The 18,298-nt window shown below is 30.0% G+C and carries 19 protein-coding genes; 9 read left to right on the top strand and 10 right to left on the bottom strand.

Annotated elements, in window-relative coordinates:
* Nucleotides 1-15 precede the first annotated feature (15 nt).
* Genes Q0714_RS01325 through Q0714_RS01310 form a run of 4 tightly spaced genes read left to right on the top strand, consistent with a single transcriptional unit; the run spans nucleotide 16 to nucleotide 3,572 of the window.
* A complete protein-coding gene (locus Q0714_RS01325; RefSeq protein WP_298262491.1) occupies nucleotides 16-1,563 on the top strand; it encodes a PglZ domain-containing protein in 1,548 nt (515 codons plus the stop codon).
* A 24-nt stretch (nucleotides 1,564-1,587) separates the two neighbouring features.
* The gene (gene tsaE, locus Q0714_RS01320; protein ID WP_298262490.1) at nucleotides 1,588-2,004 is read left to right on the top strand and encodes a tRNA (adenosine(37)-N6)-threonylcarbamoyltransferase complex ATPase subunit type 1 TsaE; all 417 of its coding nucleotides are present in this window, start codon (nucleotides 1,588-1,590) and stop codon (nucleotides 2,002-2,004) included.
* Nucleotides 1,997-3,202 (top strand): alanine dehydrogenase, encoded by a 1,206-nt coding sequence (locus Q0714_RS01315; protein WP_298262489.1) that lies wholly within the window; start codon nucleotides 1,997-1,999, stop codon nucleotides 3,200-3,202. The genes tsaE and Q0714_RS01315 overlap by 8 nt, the downstream gene beginning before the upstream one ends.
* A gap of 1 nt (nucleotide 3,203) precedes the next feature.
* Entirely contained in the window at nucleotides 3,204-3,572 is a 369-nt protein-coding gene (locus tag Q0714_RS01310) for a hypothetical protein (RefSeq protein ID WP_298262488.1), read from the top strand.
* On the opposite strand, the gene Q0714_RS01305 is transcribed toward Q0714_RS01310, so the two are convergent.
* Entirely contained in the window at nucleotides 3,559-4,239 is a 681-nt protein-coding gene (locus Q0714_RS01305) for an RNA methyltransferase (protein ID WP_298262487.1), read from the bottom strand. The genes Q0714_RS01310 and Q0714_RS01305 overlap by 14 nt on opposite strands.
* A gap of 56 nt (nucleotides 4,240-4,295) precedes the next feature.
* On the opposite strand from Q0714_RS01305, the gene Q0714_RS01300 reads away from it, so the two are divergent.
* Complete coding sequence (locus Q0714_RS01300) at nucleotides 4,296-4,979, top strand: Sir2 family NAD-dependent protein deacetylase (RefSeq protein ID WP_298262486.1); 684 nt, start codon at nucleotides 4,296-4,298, stop codon at nucleotides 4,977-4,979.
* On the opposite strand, the gene Q0714_RS01295 is transcribed toward Q0714_RS01300, so the two are convergent.
* The 6 genes from Q0714_RS01295 to priA form a co-directional block, all read right to left on the bottom strand.
* Nucleotides 4,954-5,430 carry a DUF6495 family protein gene (locus Q0714_RS01295; protein WP_298262485.1) on the bottom strand — a complete coding sequence of 159 codons (477 nt, stop codon included), beginning with the start codon at nucleotides 5,428-5,430 and terminating at the stop codon, nucleotides 4,954-4,956. The genes Q0714_RS01300 and Q0714_RS01295 overlap by 26 nt on opposite strands.
* A 110-nt stretch (nucleotides 5,431-5,540) precedes the next feature.
* Nucleotides 5,541-5,729, bottom strand: coding sequence for a hypothetical protein (locus Q0714_RS01290; protein ID WP_298262484.1), 189 nt, complete (start codon nucleotides 5,727-5,729; stop codon nucleotides 5,541-5,543).
* 59 nt (nucleotides 5,730-5,788) lie between these two features.
* Nucleotides 5,789-6,241 (bottom strand): 50S ribosomal protein L9, encoded by a 453-nt coding sequence (rplI, locus tag Q0714_RS01285; protein ID WP_298262483.1) that lies wholly within the window; start codon nucleotides 6,239-6,241, stop codon nucleotides 5,789-5,791.
* 14 nt (nucleotides 6,242-6,255) lie between these two features.
* Entirely contained in the window at nucleotides 6,256-6,549 is a 294-nt protein-coding gene (gene rpsR / locus Q0714_RS01280; RefSeq protein ID WP_298262482.1) for a 30S ribosomal protein S18, read from the bottom strand.
* A gap of 5 nt (nucleotides 6,550-6,554) precedes the next feature.
* Complete coding sequence (rpsF, locus tag Q0714_RS01275; RefSeq protein WP_298262481.1) at nucleotides 6,555-6,896, bottom strand: 30S ribosomal protein S6; 342 nt, start codon at nucleotides 6,894-6,896, stop codon at nucleotides 6,555-6,557.
* Nucleotides 6,897-7,037: 141 nt separating this feature from the next.
* Nucleotides 7,038-9,482 (bottom strand): primosomal protein N', encoded by a 2,445-nt coding sequence (gene priA, locus Q0714_RS01270; RefSeq protein WP_298262602.1) that lies wholly within the window; start codon nucleotides 9,480-9,482, stop codon nucleotides 7,038-7,040.
* A 212-nt stretch (nucleotides 9,483-9,694) separates the two neighbouring features.
* On the opposite strand from priA, the gene Q0714_RS01265 reads away from it, so the two are divergent.
* Nucleotides 9,695-10,813 carry a hypothetical protein gene (locus tag Q0714_RS01265; RefSeq protein ID WP_298262480.1) on the top strand — a complete coding sequence of 373 codons (1,119 nt, stop codon included), beginning with the start codon at nucleotides 9,695-9,697 and terminating at the stop codon, nucleotides 10,811-10,813.
* 35 nt (nucleotides 10,814-10,848) lie between these two features.
* Here the strand turns inward: Q0714_RS01265 and Q0714_RS01260 are convergent, their stop codons facing one another.
* On the bottom strand, nucleotides 10,849-12,012 hold the full coding sequence (locus tag Q0714_RS01260) for a class I SAM-dependent RNA methyltransferase (RefSeq protein WP_298262479.1): 1,164 nt from the start codon (nucleotides 12,010-12,012) through the stop codon (nucleotides 10,849-10,851).
* Between the two features lie 149 nt (nucleotides 12,013-12,161).
* On the opposite strand from Q0714_RS01260, the gene Q0714_RS01255 reads away from it, so the two are divergent.
* Entirely contained in the window at nucleotides 12,162-12,890 is a 729-nt protein-coding gene (locus Q0714_RS01255) for a cyclopropane-fatty-acyl-phospholipid synthase family protein (RefSeq protein WP_298262478.1), read from the top strand.
* A complete protein-coding gene (locus Q0714_RS01250; protein ID WP_298262477.1) occupies nucleotides 12,887-13,558 on the top strand; it encodes a ZIP family metal transporter in 672 nt (223 codons plus the stop codon). Before Q0714_RS01255 ends, Q0714_RS01250 begins: the two co-directional genes overlap by 4 nt.
* Here Q0714_RS01250 and Q0714_RS01245 read toward each other — a convergent pair whose 3' ends face one another.
* Together Q0714_RS01245 and Q0714_RS01240 are read right to left on the bottom strand one after the other, a co-directional pair.
* On the bottom strand, nucleotides 13,559-14,737 hold the full coding sequence (locus Q0714_RS01245; protein ID WP_298262476.1) for a hypothetical protein: 1,179 nt from the start codon (nucleotides 14,735-14,737) through the stop codon (nucleotides 13,559-13,561).
* 209 nt (nucleotides 14,738-14,946) lie between these two features.
* Nucleotides 14,947-17,145, bottom strand: a complete 2,199-nt coding sequence (locus tag Q0714_RS01240) for an ATP-dependent DNA helicase RecQ (RefSeq protein WP_298262475.1) — start codon at nucleotides 17,143-17,145, stop codon at nucleotides 14,947-14,949.
* Nucleotides 17,146-17,331: 186 nt separating this feature from the next.
* On the opposite strand from Q0714_RS01240, the gene Q0714_RS01235 reads away from it, so the two are divergent.
* Nucleotides 17,332-18,297: a KpsF/GutQ family sugar-phosphate isomerase gene (locus Q0714_RS01235; protein ID WP_298262474.1), complete on the top strand. Its 966-nt coding sequence runs from the start codon at nucleotides 17,332-17,334 to the stop codon at nucleotides 18,295-18,297.
* Nucleotide 18,298: the final 1 nt, after the last annotated feature.

Here is an 18,298-nt window from a genome sequence, read left to right as displayed (position 1 = left end):
TACAAAGATAACAATATGAGCAATATAAACATTTTATGGGTTGATGATGAAATTGATATTTTAAAACCACACATTTTATTTCTTGAAAAAAAAGGATATAACGTTGCAACTTGTAATAATGGTGCTGATGCTATTGATATGTGTATTGAAACCAATTATGACATTGTTTTTTTAGATGAAAACATGCCTGGGTTAAGTGGTTTGGAAACTTTAATTAAAATTAAAAGCAAACGACCAAACATTCCAATTGTAATGATTACCAAAAGTGAGGAGGAATACATTATGGAAGAAGCAATTGGTAACAAAATTGCAGACTATTTAATAAAACCCGTAAACCCCCACCAAATACTATTAAGCCTAAAGAAAAACTTAGACCATTCTCGTTTAATTTCAGAAAAAACTACTTCAAATTACCAACAAGAGTTTAGAAAAATTGCAATGGATTTGGCTATGGTAAATTCTTATGAAGAATGGATTGATATTTACAAAAAATTAATTTATTGGGAATTAGAACTCGAACATATTAGTGACACCGGTATGGTTGAAATATTAGAAAGTCAAAAAAAAGAAGCCAATTCACTTTTTTTTAAATTTATTAAAAAAAATTATAAAGATTGGATTTTTGAAGAAAATTCACCTGTACTATCAAATACTTTATTTAAAAAAATCATATTACCTGAAGTTACTACCTCAAAAGGTACACTTTTAGTTGTTATTGACAATTTACGATATGACCAATTTAAAATTATTGAACAAACCATTAATAAATATTATAAAAAGAAAGAAGAAATCCCCTATTTAAGCATATTACCAACTGCAACACAATATGCAAGAAATGCCATCTTTTCTGGGTTAATGCCTTTAGAAATGGAACAACAGCATCCAAATTTTTGGAAAAATGATACCGATGAAGGTGGAAAAAACTTATATGAAGAAGAATTTTTACAAGCACAACTTACTAGATTAAAACAATCTATTAAACTTGGGTTTCATAAAATAACAAACCTTAAAAATGGCAAGCAATTAGTTGAAAATTTTAATAGCTTAAAAGAAAACGATTTAACGGTAATTGTGTACAATTTTGTTGACATGCTTTCACATTCTAAAACTGAAATGGAGGTTATTAAAGAATTGGCAAGTGATGATAAAGCTTATAGATCTTTAACTAACAGTTGGTTTTTAAACTCACCATTGTTAGAAATGATTCAAAAAGCACAAAATTTAAGACTCAAGCTTATTATTACAACAGATCACGGAACCATTAACTCTAAAGTCCCTTCAAAAGTTATAGGAGATAAAAATATCAGCTCTAATTTAAGATATAAAACTGGACGTAGCCTATCGTATGAAGCTAAAGAAGTGTATGCAGTAAAAGACCCTAAAGAAATTATGTTGCCATCCTTAAGTATGAATAGTTCATTTATTTTTGCAAAAGAAGATTTCTTTTTTGCGTACCCTAATAACTACAATCATTTTGTAAAATATTATAAAAACACCTATCAACATGGAGGGATTTCACTAGAGGAAATGATAATTCCATGTGCTATATTTGTACCTAAATAAAAAATTAACAAACTAGCAGCCTATATGAAAAAAAATTACGCTCTAAATCAGTTATCTGAAATTGCCAAAGATGTAATCAATACTTCAAAACATAAAGTATTGCTTTTTTATGGAGAAATGGGCGTTGGAAAAACAACTTTAATCAAAGAAATTGTAAAACAACTTCATGTAATTGATAATGTTAGTTCTCCAACTTTTTCTTTGGTAAATGAATACCTTTCAAAAGATGGAGATAAAGTATATCATTTTGATTTTTATAGAATTAACAATGAAGAGGAAGCTTTAGATATGGGAGTTGAAGAATATTTTTACAGCAATTGTTGGTGTTTGGTTGAATGGCCCAACAAAATAGAAAATTTACTACCTTTAAATGCTGTTGCAATTACCATAACTGCCAACGATAATCAATTACGAACCATTGAATTAAAAAATAATGAGTAAAAAAGCTTCTTCTCCATTTAGTCAACAAGAGTTAATTCCTCAAGAAGAAACCTTAGAAGTTGTAAAGCAAAAAGGGAAACTTATGATAGGAATTCCAAAAGAAACTCATTATCAAGAAAAACGTGTTTGCTTAACACCCGATGCTGTAGCTGCTTTAACTGCTCAAGGTCACAAATTTATTATTGAAAGTGGTGCTGGAGATGGTGCAAATTTTTCTGATAAAGACTACTCCGAAGCTGGTGCCAAAGTTTCTTATGATACTAAAGACGCTTTTGGTTGTCATATTATTTTAAAAGTAGAACCACCTTCTTTAGAAGAAATTAAACTTATCAATCCACAAAGTGTATTATTTTCTGCCTTACAATTAAAAACTCAAACTAAAAAATATTTTGAAGCTTTAGCCAGCAAACGAATCACTGCTGTTGCCTTTGATTATATTAGAGATGAACACGGAGTTTATTCCGTGGTAAAATCTTTAAGTGAAATTGCAGGTACAGCCTCTATACTTATTGCTGCTGAAATGATCAGTAAAGATAAAGAAGGCTTTGGTGGACTATTATTAGGAAACATAAGTGGGGTTCCTCCTACTGAAGTGGTCATTTTAGGGGCTGGTACAGTGGCTGAATTTGCTGCAAGATCTGCTATTGGTCTTGGAGCCAATGTAAAAATATTTGACAATTCTTTAACCAAGTTAAGAAGTTTACAACATAATTTAGGAAGACCTATTTATACTTCAACCATACAACCTAAAACCTTACAAAAAGCTTTAATGCGCTGCGATATTGCTATTGGAGCTGTAAGAGGAGTTTCACGGTCTCCAGTATTAGTAACAGAAGAAATGGTTCAGCAAATGAAATCTGGTGCTGTAATTGTAGATGTAAGCATCGATAGAGGTGGATGTTTTGAAACTTCTGAAGTAACCACCCATAAAAACCCTACTATCGATAAATACGGTGTCATACATTATTGTGTACCCAATATTCCTTCTAGGTACTCTAGAACTGCTTCAGTATCAATAAGTAATATTTTTACACCTTACCTTTTAAACATTGCAGAAGATGGTGGTTTTGAAAATGCTGTTCGTTTTGATAAAAGTTTGCAAAAAGGTATGTACTTTTACCACGGAATTTTAACCAATAGAACTGTAGCCGATTGGTTTAATTTACCTTATAGAGATATCAATTTATTGTTTTTGTAGTATGACTTTTAAAGAGCGTTTACCTTTTTTTTTGGGAGGTTTAGTTATTGGAATTATTGTCGTAATTTTCTTTTTTGGAAAAAAGAATACCTCATTTGACTATGGCCCGAATGCAAGGGTTTTAAAAAATATTAGAACTAAAGATCGAGTTTTTTCTGAAAAGGCTATAACTGTTTTAAATTCAAAAAAAATTGATACTGCTGCAATTTCTCAAATTTTAAAAAGTGGTAACGTTGATATGTGGAATAAACTAAAAAAAGATTCCTGTACACAATATGAAATAAAAGGAACTAAAAACTTACAAAATATAACGCTAACAATTAAAAACTGTGATTCAACTGCTTTTATTGAAAAAATTACAATTGATTAGCAATTTGAGTATAATAATGCTCTTTAATTTTTTGAATACTTTTAATAGATTTTTCTAACCATTCTTGGTATTTCTCCTTTTTCTCTTCTTCGGTTAGTTGCCAATGAATAGCTGATTTTTTCAGTCTTTCATTTAAATTTTGAAGTATAATTGCTGCAGCAACAGAGATGTTTAAACTTTCGGTAAAACCAATCATAGGAATTTTTAAAAACCCATCGGCATTGTCCATCACATGCTTAGATAATCCCTCTTTTTCAACACCAAAAAAGAATGCCGATTTTTGAGTAATATCAAAATCTTGTAACATACAAGATTCATTATGAGGCGTAGTTGCAATTATTTGATAGCCTTTTGCTCTTAAACTATCTATACAAATTAAAGTATTATTTACCCCTTTTTGGTTATGCAATGAAAAATCCAACCATTTTTGAGCTCCTTTTGCTACACGGTTAGAAGCATAGAACCTATATTTATTTTCAATCACATGTACATCTTGAATACCAAAAATATCACAACTTCTAACTACTGCACTTGCGTTATGAGGTTGAAAAATGTCTTCAATTGCAACCGTAAAATGTCGCGTTCTTTCATTTAAAACTCTATGAAATAAATTTCTCCTTTTTTCAGTTACAAACTGTTCTATGTATTCAATGTATTTTTCATCCACCCTTTAAAAAACTTTTTTTTCAAAGATAAAATTTTACTTTTGAATAAATATTAGATATGAAAAAAATTGTAGTGCTTACTGGTGCAGGAATGAGTGCCGAAAGCGGACTGAAAACATTTAGAGATGCTAACGGATTATGGGAAGGTCATGATGTTATGCAAGTAGCATCACCTAAAGGTTGGAACACCAATAAACAATTGGTGTTAGATTTTTACAACCAACGAAGAGCTCAATTATTACAAGCAAAACCTAACAAAGCACATCAAGAGTTAGTAAAATTAGAACGTAATTTTAAGGTTGAAATTATCACTCAAAATGTAGATGACTTACATGAACGTGCAGGTAGTAGTAAAGTTCTTCATTTGCATGGCGAATTACTAAAAGTAAGAAGTACTAAAAACTCAACTTTAATTTACGATTGGAAAAAAGATCTTTGTTTAGGTGATACTTGTGAAGAAAATTCGCAGTTAAGACCTCATATAGTTTGGTTTGGAGAAGAGGTTCCGCTATTAAATGATGCAATTAATATGACTGCTTCTGCAGATATTTTAATCATTATTGGTACATCTATGCAAGTATATCCAGCGGCTAGCTTAATCAATTTTATTAACTATAATACGCCCATCTATTTTATTGACCCTAAACCAACAATTCAAAAAAATTACTTTCCAAACTTGACCATTATTCCTAAAAATGCTAGTGACGGTGTAACCGCTATTGTTGGCCAATTAATGGGCTAATTACCGAAAACAGTTCACCTTTAGAAATAACACTTCCCTTTTCAATTAAATCAAACAGTTCTAAATTTCTTTCGTTTGAGTATGTTTTTATAGCTTTAAAATATTCAAAACTATCATCTAATGCATTTTTTTGAAACCACTCAAAATCACTTACTTTTAAAAAGCTTTTATTCTTATCATTCCATTTGATTAAAATTCTGATAATTTCTTTTGAAGAACACTTGAATAAATTGATGTGGTTTGATGATATATGATCTAAATATGCTACTTTAGTAAGCACATCTTCCCATACCAAATCACTAAAAATATTTAATTCTTCTTCGGCCATTTTTGGTTTTTCAGCTTTTATTTGCTCCCACTCCTTAACATCAATTTGCTGAGTTGCTAAAAATTTAGCAAATTCTTTATGTAGCGCCGAAAATTGTTCTTTTGTTAGTTGTCTATATTTCATAATTAATAAAAAACCGCTCAAATTGAGCGGTTCAAATATAGTGTTTTTTAAAAATTTAAAAACTGTAACGCAATCCAAATTGTACTTGCCATCTCAACAATAAACTAGCGTCATATACAAATGTGTTTTTTAGGTTGGGACGTTGGTGTTCCTCGAGAATACCTTCCACATACTAAAATCATAGTACCTGTAATAGTACCTATTAGCACAGGCGTTGCAACTATATTTGCACCATACAAATCTGTTGAAATTTCATTGTTAATTACACCTTTAGTTTTTAAATTGATTAACTCAAACATAAAAAAAAGCTCACTTTACAGTGAGCTTTTTTTTATGTTTATTAACTTTAAAGTGTAAATTACTTTGCTTCTGCAATAACTTCAATAGGTAACTCAAAAATTACTTCTCTATGCAATCTAATGCTTACATTGTATTTACCTAGTCTTTTAATAGTACCACCTTCAACTTTGATGTACTTTTTGTCAACTTCTTGACCAGCAGCTTTTAATGCTTCTGCAACATCTGCATTACTTACAGAACCAAATAATTTAGTTCCATCACCAGTTTTAGCAGTAATTTTTATTTCTAACTCTTTAATTGCATTTGCAATTTTAGTAGCATCTTTAATTAATTTTTCTTCTTTAAAAGCTCGTTGTTTTAAGGTCTCTGCCAATACTTTTTTAGCTGAACTTGTTGCTAAAACTGCATATCCTTGAGGAATTAAAAAGTTACGAGCGTAACCATTTTTTACAGTGACAATATCATTAATGAAACCTAAGTTTTCAACGTCTTGTTTTAATATAATTTCCATAATTCCTTCCTCTTTTATTTTAACATATCGCCAACATATGGCATTAAAGCTAAGTGACGTGCTCTTTTAATAGCAACGGACACTTTACGTTGAAATTTTAATGATGTTCCTGTTAAACGACGAGGTAAAATTTTACCTTGTTCGTTCACTAAGTACAATAAGAAATCAGCATCTTTATAATCGATATATTTGATACCGTTCTTTTTAAAACGACAGTATTTTTTTACTTGTTTAGTGTCAATATCTAATGGAGTTAGGTAACGAACATCACCTGATTTTCCTCCTTTTGCTTGTTGTTCTATAGACATAACTCTTATTTTTTAGTTGCTTTATTTCTTTCTCTTCTCTTTTCAGCCCAAGCAATAGCATGTTTATCTAACTTCACAGTTAAATAACGCATAACGCTATCATCTCTTCTAAATTCAAGTTCGAATGGTGCAATTACTTCTCCAGCAACTTTGTATTCGAATAAGTGGTAAAAACCACTTTTTTTGTTTTGGATTGTGTAAGCTAATTTTTTAAGCCCCCAATCTTCTTTAGCGATCATTTCGGCACCTTTAGAAACAAGATAGTCTTCAAACTTCTTTACTGTTTCCTTTATCTGAGTGTCAGATAAAACGGGATTCAAAATGAAAACAGTTTCGTAATGATTCATAATTAAATATTTAAGTTTTACTTTTAAGGCTGCAAATATACTGTTATTTACTTAATTGACAATAAATTTTGATTTAAAATCTTATTTTGAATTTCCTTTATGACATCCTTCCAAATTTTATTTAAAATTTTCATATAAAATTTAATAATTATCAACATCAATATTTAATTTTATGGAACGAAATTCTTTAATGGCTTGAAAGGCATTTTTTACTCGTATTATATTTTTTTTTGTGAGTTCTAAATGTTGATTTTGAGGAATTTTAACTATAATATGTCGTATGTAGTAATTTCTGATTTTTGAAATTGCTGGAGTTGTTGGTCCTAAAACCTGCTCCTTAAAAATACCTGTTAACGACTTTCCTAACCAATGAGCACCTTCTTCAACTCTATTAAAATCTTTATGCCTTAGTGCAATTTTTATAATTCTGTAAAAAGGAGGGTAATGGTATTGCCAACGCTCATCCAATTGTTCTTTATACATTTCTGCATATGCGTTGGTAGAAACTTGTTGCAAAATTTGATGATACGGATTAAATGTTTGAATAGCCACTTTTCCTCTTTTGTTTGCACGTCCTGCCCTACCTGCCACTTGAACCATAAGTTGATAGCTGCGTTCGTGTGCTCTAAAATCTGGAAAGTTCAACATGGTATCAGCATTCATAATTCCAACTAACGATACATTTGCAAAATCTAAGCCTTTTGAAAGCATTTGAGTCCCTACTAAAATATCAATTTCTTGAGCTTGAAATTGTCCTAATATTTTTTGATAACCATATTTTCCTCTTGTAGTATCTAAATCCATTCTACCTATATTGGCGTCAGGAAAAAGTTGGTGTAGCTCCAACTCTATTTGCTCAGTTCCAAATCCTTTGGTGTTTAACTTTTCACTCCCACACGCACCACAATTATGAGGCATTGTTTGCCTATAACCGCAATAATGACAACGCAACTCTTTTCTAAAACTATGGAAAGTCAAACTAACATCACATTGTGGACACTGTGGAGAAACGCCACAAGTTTCACACTCCACTACAGGTGCAAAACCACGTCTGTTTTGAAATAAAATTACTTGTTCTTTTTCATTTAAAGCTTCAGAAATCATTTCTAACAATCTATCAGAAAAATGACCCGTCATTCTTTTTTTTCTATATTTTTCTTTGATATCCACCAATTCAATTTCAGGCAATAAAACATCACCATAGCGTCTATCAAGTGTAACTAATCCATATTTTTGTTGCGTTGCATTGTAATACGATTCAATACTTGGGGTGGCAGAACCCAATATTACTTTTGCTTTGTGTTGATGCGCTAAAACAATAGCAGCATCTCTTGCATGATATCTTGGAGCTGGATCATATTGTTTGAAAGAAGGCTCATGCTCTTCGTCAACAATAATCAACCCTAAATTTGAAAAAGGTAAAAATAAACTCGAACGTGCTCCTAAAATTAATTGCGCTTTTGCTTTACTTTCTAAAACATTATTCCAAACTTCTACCCTCTCATTCATTGAATATTTGGAATGAAAAACAGATAAGTATTCTCCAAAATAATGTTGCAATCGTTCTATAAGCTGCGTAGTTAAAGCAATTTCTGGTAATAAAAATAATACCTGCTTATTATTTTCAAGTAATTGTTTAATTAATTTAACATATATTTCTGTTTTACCGCTACTTGTTACCCCTTTTAATAAAGCAACTTGTTTGGTTTTAAAAGTTGATTCAATTGCTTCAAATGCCTTTTGTTGATGAATGGTTAGTTCTTTTATTTCAGAAGATTTACCATTAAAAGTGATTCGGTCTTTTTGAATATAATAATAAGATAAAATATGTTTATCTATTAAAGATTTTATAACTGCTGTAGAACCATTTGATTGCTCTTGAAGTTCAGATGCTTTTATTGGTTTTTTTTGCGCTTTTAATTGAAAATAAGTTAAAATAACATCGCGCTGTTTTTTTGCTCTTCCTAATTCGTTTAATAGTTCTAAAAGTTTATCGGCAGCTTCCCACTCTTTTGTAAGTTGAATATATTTAACCAACTTAGGCTTATATTGTTCATAAATTTGCTCCTTAACAACAATTACCTTTTTTTCAATCAATTGTTTAATGATTGGAAACACCTTTTTTTTATCTAGAATTTGAATAATTTGGTGAATGGATAACTGCGGCTGATGTTGCAACGCTTCAAATACTAAAAACTCTTCATTTGTAAGTGATTTTTCATCAATAAAACCTTGCTGCAATAAAATAGCGGTTTCACTTTCTAATAAAAAAGCAGATGGTAAAGCTGCTCTAAATACTTCACCTAAAGAACACATATAATAGTTGGCAATCCATTCCCAATGCGTTATTTGGGTTTCATTAACAATAGGTATTTCATCTAAAATTTGATAAATATCTTTGGCTTCATACCCTACAGGTGCTTCTGTATGAATCTTATAAACTAAAGCTGTGTAAATTTTAGACTTTCCAAATTCTACTGCCACACGCATCCCTTTTTTTAAAAAAGAAACTTCTGCAACTGTTATTTTATAAGTAAATAACTTTTGCAAAGGAATGGGCAATATGACACTTATATAATGAATAATATACTTTTTTGTTTATTAAAATTGATTCACACAAAATTAATTATTTGAAATTTTAAACAACGTTAAATTCCATAAATTCCATTAAATTTATTTAAATATCTGATATACAATTGCATACGTCTATTTTTATTTTTTTGGCACGTTGTTTGTATTGTTGAGTTTGTATAATGCTAACCAACAAATTTTAGTATTAACATTTAAAATTCCCAATTATGAAAAACAAATTATTAATATTCGCAACATTTGTATTGGTAAGTTTTGGTGCAATTGCTTCAACAACAACTAAAAATACGACTACTTTAAATCCTTATTACAATAACTACGGAGATTCATTTACTTTTGTAGAAAGTGGTGTAACATTTGCTGTTTTTCAAAATGGTGAATTTGATTTTTACATCAACCCTAGAAGAGGAGTTAGCTTTGGCTATCAAGGAAACGGTGTAAATATAAGTTTCAACTCTGGTTACAACTATGATGCCTATGTACAGTATGATAATTATGGAGCCATCATTCAAATTGAAAATATTCCAATTTATTACGATTATTACGGTCGTGTTACTCAAATCGGAAACATCGATATTGATTACAATTATGGTAGACTCGTTAGATTAGGTAGGTTATATGTACACTATGATCGCTATGGACACTATGTAAACTATTCGGGTTACATTAATAGATACAACAGACATTATGTGTATCATCCATACCATGATTATTTTTCTAGACCTTTATTTGATTTTAGAATTGTAAGTTATAAACCTTATAGAACACATTACAAACCTATACGACATAAATATTATAGAGATCATTCAAGAAATAAATATTACAATAAATACAACAATAGATACTCTTATAAAAAACGTGACACTTACAATACTAGACAACGTGTAGCTACAACAAATATTCCTAAAAGAAGAAGTGATAACATAGCAAAAGTTGAAAGAAAAAATACTAGAACTAATGATCAAGTTTATAGAAATAAAAACACTCGCAATAATTCAATAAATCGTTCTACAGGAAAAAAAACAGCTAAAAATTATAAGAGAAATAATACAGCTACTCGAAGTCAAACTAATAGAGCATATACTGTTGAAAAACGTTCAAAAGCTAATGCTCCAACAAAAATAGATAGACGTATAAAAACTGATAAAACCCCTAAAAGAGTAGTAGAAAGAAGAAATACCGTTAAACAAAAACAAACTGGAGATAAAACAGTTAAAACTAGAAAATCTGTAACCGTAAAAAATAGAAAAGGTACAGCTGTAAATAAAAAAAGAGACGCTGTTAAAAGAGAACAAAGATCAGATAATACAAGAAAAAGAAGAGGATAACTAATTGAATTGTTAGTTAAAATTAAAGCTTCACATTATTGTGAAGCTTTTTTTGTTTTTCTACTTCCTTCATACATATCATAACGTACAAAACGACAATCTAAATCACCATTTTTTAAAGGTATTTTTTTAGAAGTTCTTAAACCAACATATTTTAACCCTTCTAAATTAGAGGTAATAAACCACACCGTAGAATCAGGATATCCATTTTTTAAAGTGTCTCCTATTTTTTTATAAAACTCTTGAATATCTATATCTAAGCGTTCTCCATATGGAGGATTAAATAAAATAGTTGTTGGACCAAATACTTCTTTTACAGAATTGAAAAAATTAACATGATGTACACCAACAAAATCAGTTAAATTGGCATTTTCAATATTTTTCTTAGCTTTTCTAACCGCTGATGGTGCTTTATCAAAGCCCATAATTTTAAAATGACAACTTCTAATTTTTTTCAACAAAGAATCTTGGATTGTAAAAAATAAATCTTCGTCATAATCACTCCATTTTTCAAAACCAAATTCTTTCCTATTAATATTGGCAGGAATGTTATTTGCAATCATTGCAGCTTCAATTAAAATAGTTCCTGAACCACACATCGGATCTATAAAGTTACAATCTCCTGTGTAACCTGATAGCAACACTAATCCTGCTGCCAACACTTCATTAATAGGTGCAATATTGGTTAAGTTTCTATACCCTCGCTTGTGTAAAGAATCTCCTGAACTATCTAAAGAAACGCTGCATAAATCTTTTTGAATATGCACATGTATTTTAACATCAGGGTGTTTTACATCTACATTAGGTCTTTTATGGTATTTATGTCTAAAATAATCTGCTATGGCATCTTTAGATTTTAAAGAAATATAATGTGAATTGGTAGTAAAATTTTTAGAATTCACTACAGCACCAATTGCAAAGGTGCTATCTACATTCATAATACGTTCCCAATCTATTTGTTGTATTTTTTTATACAAATCATCTTCATCAAAAACTTTAAAACGTTTGATAGGTTTTAAAATTCTAATGGCAGTACGCAATGCCATATTAGCCTTATACATAAAACCTTTATCTCCAGAAAATGAAACGTTTCTAATTCCAATTTCTACATGTTGCGCACCTAAATTTCTCAATTCAGTAGCTAAAACTTCTTCTAACCCAAATATCGTTGTGGCAACCATCTTAAAATTATGACTCATTTCTTCAATTTTACTTTGGTGCAAAAGTACTTAAATTTAAAATGATAGCTTATTAAATACCCTATAATTGAAAATTTATCTTATAAACAACGCTTCAAAACCTCAATCAATTCATTCAATTCCTTATTTTTGTAGCTATTTATTTAATTATGACGAAAAACAAAGAATGGTTTGCTTCGTGGTTCAACACTAGCTATTACCACATTTTATATAAACATAGAAATGATTCCGAAGCTCAGGAATTTATGCAAAACTTAGTAAACTATTTAAATCTAAAAAAAGGTGATTTAGTGTTAGATTTGGCTTGTGGAAAAGGTAGACACTCCATTTATCTTAACTCACTGGGATTTGATGTTATAGGCGCCGATTTATCTAAAAATAGCATACAACAAGCCAAAAAGTTTGAAAATGAAAGTTTGAAATTTATTGAACATGACATGCGCAATCCTTTCACTAGAACATATGATGCTATCTTAAACTTGTTTACAAGTTTTGGTTTTTTTGAAGATGATAACGAAGACATTACCGTATTAAAAAATATAAAAAACGGGTTAAAAAATAATGGTGTTGCTATCATCGATTTTATGAACTCGAAAAAGGTAATTGCCAATTTAATTCCTCAAGAAAGTCAAACTATTGAAGGTATTACTTTCAATATTACTCGTTATGTTGAAAATAATTTTATTGTTAAGGAAATTAATTTTATAGCTGATGGAAAGCAGCACACCTATTTTGAAAAAGTTAAAAATTTAGATTTAACAAAAATAAATACCTATCTCAATTCTGTAAATTTTAAAATTAAACATACCTTTGGAGATTACCAATTAACAAATTTCAATGAAGAAACTTCTGATCGCTTAATTTTAGTTTTAGAATGACATATATCGCATTAATTTTATCGGTTTTAATAGGAATTAGTATTGTTTTTGGCTTAAAACCTAGCGCAAAAACAGTACAACTTTTATTGGCTTTTAGTGGAGCCTATTTACTTTCAATTACTATTCTTCATTTATTTCCTGAAGTTTACAATATTGGCAATGTCAATGTAGGACTTTATATTCTATTAGGCTTATTATTACAGTTAATCTTAGATTTCTTTTCAAAAGGTGCTGAACATGGTCATATTCACATTCAAGAAAATATGACCTTTCCTTGGGCTTTATTTGTAAGCATTTGCTTACACGCTTTTATGGAAGGTATTCCTTTAGCACATAACCACCATCATGAACATTTACTATGGGCCATTGTAGTACATAAAGTTCCAATAGCAATTATTTTAGGAACTTTCTTTGTCAAATCTGGAATTGCTAAAAATAAAGCCGTACTTTTTTTACTGGCCTTTTCATTGATGTCTCCATTAGGTAGTTTGGCTGGAGAAAATATTTCATTATTAATTACTTATAAAACTGAAATTACAGCTATAATTATTGGAATTTTCTTACATATTTCAACTATTATTTTATTTGAAACATCTAAAGACCACAAATTTAATTTACTCAAATTTATTTCAATTATTATAGGAATGCTTGTGGCATATTTGGCATAATTAAATAAAATAGTAAACTGCAGTATAACAATAATGAGCAACTACCCCTGCAAAAATACCACCAATGGTGTGTGATAAAAGTGCTTTTGAAGTTAGCTCTCTAAATTTCAAAGTATCTAACATTGCTGTATGGGTGCTTAAGTAACCACTCCAACACATTCCCATTGCAGTAAATACAGCGATAGTATCTCCTGTTACAATCCCATCTGCTATAAATGCTTTTACTAAAGATAGAGAAGCTCCAACAGCACCTAATGAGGTTATTGGAAATGCTATTAATTCAGGACTTTCAAATCCAAATAACCCTTCAAAAAGCCACCAAATTTTACCAGCTAGTTCAGGTAGTAATGGTACTCCCTCATACGCAAGACCTTGGTAGCCAATTGCGGCATCTTTAACTCCAAAAGTAAGCATCATTACCATGGTAGAAATTATCAACACGCCTGGTATAATTGCTAGTCCTAGATTAACTCCTGATTTTCCTCCATCTAAAATTGAATTTAAAAATCTTATAAATACACCTCCTTCAGATTTAAAACTGATTGTTTCATCTAACTCAACTGTTTCATCAGTTGAAGTTTGACCAATTTTATTTTTAATTAAAAATTGCATTAACCTAGTAGAAATAATAGCTCCTGTGATGGCTCCAAAAAGACCAATCATGGCTGCTAAAAATAAATTTTCAGTATTACCTGGTATCTTTAAAGTAGACATAAAGGTAATCACTATCAACCCCATTCCAAAGGCTGTTCCAAAATTTGTTAGTGAAATTAATTCAACTTTTTTAAAATATTTATTAAAACTTTTATCGTTAGATAAACTTATAATGGCTGGATTATCCGATAAAAAAGTTAACACCCCTGCCAATGAAGCTACGCCTGGTAAATTAAATAAAGGTCTCATTAATGGTGCTAAAATTATTTCAAGCAAACGCACAACTCCAAATTCAATTAATAGTTTCCCTAATGCTCCAGACAATACCGTAATTCCCATAATATAAAACACGGTGTTCATTAATAAATCCCATGCAGTGTTCATAATTGTATTGAGCATATTTGTTACACCCATTGTGGTGCCTATGTATCCAAATATTCCAAAAAATACTGCTAAAAACAGGATAGCTTCATAGCGTCTTTGTTGTAAAAAATTTGATTGTTTTATTGATTTTAGAGCGCTCATTCTAAGTTAAATTAATTTTTAAAAATGCGTAAATTTACCATTAATTCTATATAGGAACACTAAAAAAGCCCTCAAAATAAAGGGCTTGGTATATTTTATAAAATTTAAAACTTAATTTTAAAATTGCTAAAAAAATAGTGAATTAATGAATTAAACTCTGTAGAATATTAGCTATAACTCATAATTCTATGCAAATAATAAATTCAATTTTAATTTGCTACTTGACTAATGAACTTAATTCTCATTAAACGAAGTTCTTCATCATCATATTCCCCATCAAATTCATCTAAAGCATCTTGAATTCTATCATTTTCAGATTCCATAAAATACTCAAAAATTTCTTCTTGTTGATCTTCATCTAACAATTCATCTATACAATAATCAATATTAATTTTAGTACCACTATACACAATGCGTTGCATTTCTTCAATTAATTCACTAAATGTTAAACCTTTAGATTTAGCGATATCTTGCAATGGAATTTTACGATCTGTATTTTGAATAATAAATAGCTTAAGTCCAGAATTTACACCCGTACTTTTAACTACAAAATCATCAGGTCTCATTACATCGTTTTCTTCAACGTATTTAGAAATCAGCTGAATAAAAGGCTTTCCAAATTTACTAGCTTTTCCCTCACCCACACCATAAATATTCTTGAGTTCATCCATGGTAATTGGATATTTTAAAGCCATATCTTCTAAAGACATTTCTTGAAAAACTGCGTATGGAGGTACTCCATGTTTTTTAGCAACAGATTTCTGTAAATCTTTTAATAACTTAACTAAAGTTTCATCGGCAGCGGCTCCTCCTCCTTTTTCATTAGTAACAACATTTGTAGTATCATCTTCTTCATATTGATGATCTTCGGTCATTAAAAATGAAACTGGATTTTTAATATAATCCAATCCTTTGTCCGTTATTTTAACAACTCCGTATTGTTCAATTTCTTTTCTAATATAACCAGCTACTAGTGCTTGTCTAATTAAAGCCATCCAATAAAAACCTTCATGGTTTTTTCCAGAACCAAAAAATGGTTGTGTATCTGTTTTATGCGATTTTAAAAGTGCATTTACCTTTCCTATTAAAGTATTTACCAATTCTTTAGCTTTGTATTTTTGATTGGTATCACGAACTACCTCTAATAATTTTTTAAGTTCATCCTTGGCTTCATGTTTTTTCTTAGGGTTTTTAACATTATCATCCATCTCAGCACCTAAACCATTTACTTCATCAAAATCTTCTCCAAAATAATGAAGCAAATATTTTCTTCGAGACATGGAGGTTTCTGCATAACCCACCACTTCTTGTAGCAAAGCGTTTCCTATTTCTTGTTCAGCTATAGGTTTTCCAGATAAGAATTTTTCTAATTTTTCAATGTCTTTATAAGCATAATACGCCAAACAATACCCTTCACCACCATCACGTCCTGCTCTACCTGTTTCTTGGTAATAACTTTCCAAACTTTTAGGAATGTCATGATGAATTACAAAACGCACATCTGGCTTGTCTATTCCCATACCAAAAGCAATGGTAGCTACTACCACATCTACATCTTCCATTAAAAACATATCTTGATGCTTGGCTCTTGTTTTGGCATCTAAACCCGCATGATAAGGCACTGCTTTTATGCCATTTACTTGTAATAATTGAGCAATCTCTTCAACTTTTTTACGACTTAAACAATAGATAATTCCAGATTTACCGGTATGCTGTCTAATAAACCTAATAATATCTCCTTCAATGTTTTTTGTTTTAGGACGTACATCATAAAATAAATTGGGTCTGTTAAATGATGCTTTAAATGTTTTAGCATTAGACATTCCCAGCGTTTTTATAATATCATCTTGTACTTTTTGGGTAGCTGTAGCAGTAAGTCCAATTAAAGGAACATTATCAATCTTTTCAATAATAGCTCTTAAATTACGATATTCTGGTCTAAAATCATGTCCCCATTCTGAAATACAATGCGCTTCATCAATGGCTACAAATGAAATGTTTTGAGATTTTAAAAAATCTATATATTCCTCTTTTATAAGTGATTCTGGGGCAACGTATAATAATTTAGTAATCCCATTTTCAATATCACTTTTCACTTGCGCTACTTCAGTTTTATTTAACGAAGAATTTAATACATGCGCTATTCCTTTGTTGTCTGAAATTCCTCGTATGGCATCAACCTGATTTTTCATCAAGGCAATTAATGGTGAAACTACTATAGCAGTTCCATCTTTTACTAATGCCGGTAACTGATAACATAAAGATTTTCCCCCTCCGGTAGGCATAATAACAAAAGTATCACTTCCTTGAATGATACTTGTAATAACATCTTCTTGTAAACCTTTAAAATTATTAAATCCAAAGTACTTTTTCAAAGCCTTGTGTAAATCAACTTCTTTACTATTCATGGTCTTTTCTGTATAGTTGTTTCTATTTTAGAATTTAAACTATTTTTAATTTTTAGTGAATATTTAATTTTACAAATTTCTGACTTTTGCTTTTTTTTCGGCAGTTTATTCAATTTCTAATTAAATAAATTTATTTTTGTTAGCTAATAAAGATAAAACATTTTTTTAATAGAAAACCTAAATCAATTGAAAAATAAAAGTACAATTATTGAGACTGCTAAACAAACAATTAAAGCCGAAAGTAAAGCAATTGCGAATTTAATAAATTTTTTAACGGAAGATTTTGAAAATGCAGTAAATTTTATTCAAGAGTCTAAAGGAAGAGTTATTATTACCGGTATTGGGAAAAGTGCTATTATTGCTCAAAAAATTGTGGCTACTTTTAACTCTACTGGAACACCTGCAATTTTTATGCACGCTGCAGATGCTATCCACGGAGATTTAGGAACTATTCAAAAAAATGATGTAGTAATATGTATCTCTAAAAGCGGGAATACCCCTGAAATTAAAGTTTTAGTACCATTAATTAAAAATTACGGGAACAAAATCATAGCCATTACTGGAAACATCAGTTCTTATTTAGGCACAAACTCCAACTTTGTTTTAAACTCATTTGTTGAAAAAGAAGCCTGTCCTAATAACCTTGCTCCTACAACAAGTACTACAGCACAATTGGTAATTGGTGATGCGTTGGCAGTGTGCTTGTTAGAATTAAATAATTTTTCAAGTAAAGATTTTGCTAAATATCATCCAGGTGGAGCTTTGGGTAAAAAATTATATTTAAGAGTTCATGATTTAATTGATAAAAATGAACTCCCTCAAGTACAACCTTCAACTCCAATTAAAGATGTTATTATTGAAATTTCAAAAAAGCGTTTAGGTACTACAGCAGTTATAGAAAATAATAAAATTGTTGGTATCATCACCGATGGTGATTTAAGAAGAATGTTAAAAGACAATACAGATATTAGTAAATTAACAGCTTGTGATATTATGAGTAAAAGTCCTAAAACAATTCAAGTAGATGCCATGGCAATCGAAGCTTTAGAAACGATGGAATCAAATAATATTACACAAATATTAGTTGTGGATGATTTAAAATATGTAGGAGTTGTACATTTGCATGATTTATTAAAAGAAGGAATTTTTTAAA

The organism is uncultured Lutibacter sp. (genome assembly GCF_947493565.1).
Lineage (GTDB): Bacteria > Bacteroidota > Bacteroidia > Flavobacteriales > Flavobacteriaceae > Lutibacter > Lutibacter aestuarii.
The sequence above is the reverse complement of the archived record's forward strand: the minus strand, read 5'-3'. Positions and strand labels throughout refer to the sequence as shown.

What these genes read in the sequence shown, in the direction of transcription:
- Q0714_RS01325 (WP_298262491.1), top strand. Translation starts at nt 16, where the DNA reads ATGAGCAATATAAACATTTTATGGGTTGATGATGAAATTGATATTTTA.
- tsaE (WP_298262490.1), top strand. Translation starts at nt 1,588, where the DNA reads ATGAAAAAAAATTACGCTCTAAATCAGTTATCTGAAATTGCCAAAGAT.
- Q0714_RS01315 (WP_298262489.1), top strand. Translation starts at nt 1,997, where the DNA reads ATGAGTAAAAAAGCTTCTTCTCCATTTAGTCAACAAGAGTTAATTCCT.
- Q0714_RS01310 (WP_298262488.1), top strand. Translation starts at nt 3,204, where the DNA reads ATGACTTTTAAAGAGCGTTTACCTTTTTTTTTGGGAGGTTTAGTTATT.
- Q0714_RS01300 (WP_298262486.1), top strand. Translation starts at nt 4,296, where the DNA reads ATGAAAAAAATTGTAGTGCTTACTGGTGCAGGAATGAGTGCCGAAAGC.
- Q0714_RS01295 (WP_298262485.1), bottom strand. Translation starts at nt 5,430, where the DNA reads ATGAAATATAGACAACTAACAAAAGAACAATTTTCGGCGCTACATAAA.
- Q0714_RS01290 (WP_298262484.1), bottom strand. Translation starts at nt 5,729, where the DNA reads ATGTTTGAGTTAATCAATTTAAAAACTAAAGGTGTAATTAACAATGAA.
- rplI (WP_298262483.1), bottom strand. Translation starts at nt 6,241, where the DNA reads ATGGAAATTATATTAAAACAAGACGTTGAAAACTTAGGTTTCATTAAT.
- rpsR (WP_298262482.1), bottom strand. Translation starts at nt 6,549, where the DNA reads ATGTCTATAGAACAACAAGCAAAAGGAGGAAAATCAGGTGATGTTCGT.
- rpsF (WP_298262481.1), bottom strand. Translation starts at nt 6,896, where the DNA reads ATGAATCATTACGAAACTGTTTTCATTTTGAATCCCGTTTTATCTGAC.
- Q0714_RS01265 (WP_298262480.1), top strand. Translation starts at nt 9,695, where the DNA reads ATGAAAAACAAATTATTAATATTCGCAACATTTGTATTGGTAAGTTTT.
- Q0714_RS01260 (WP_298262479.1), bottom strand. Translation starts at nt 12,012, where the DNA reads ATGAGTCATAATTTTAAGATGGTTGCCACAACGATATTTGGGTTAGAA.
- Q0714_RS01255 (WP_298262478.1), top strand. Translation starts at nt 12,162, where the DNA reads ATGACGAAAAACAAAGAATGGTTTGCTTCGTGGTTCAACACTAGCTAT.
- Q0714_RS01250 (WP_298262477.1), top strand. Translation starts at nt 12,887, where the DNA reads ATGACATATATCGCATTAATTTTATCGGTTTTAATAGGAATTAGTATT.
- Q0714_RS01245 (WP_298262476.1), bottom strand. Translation starts at nt 14,737, where the DNA reads ATGAGCGCTCTAAAATCAATAAAACAATCAAATTTTTTACAACAAAGA.
- Q0714_RS01240 (WP_298262475.1), bottom strand. Translation starts at nt 17,145, where the DNA reads ATGAATAGTAAAGAAGTTGATTTACACAAGGCTTTGAAAAAGTACTTT.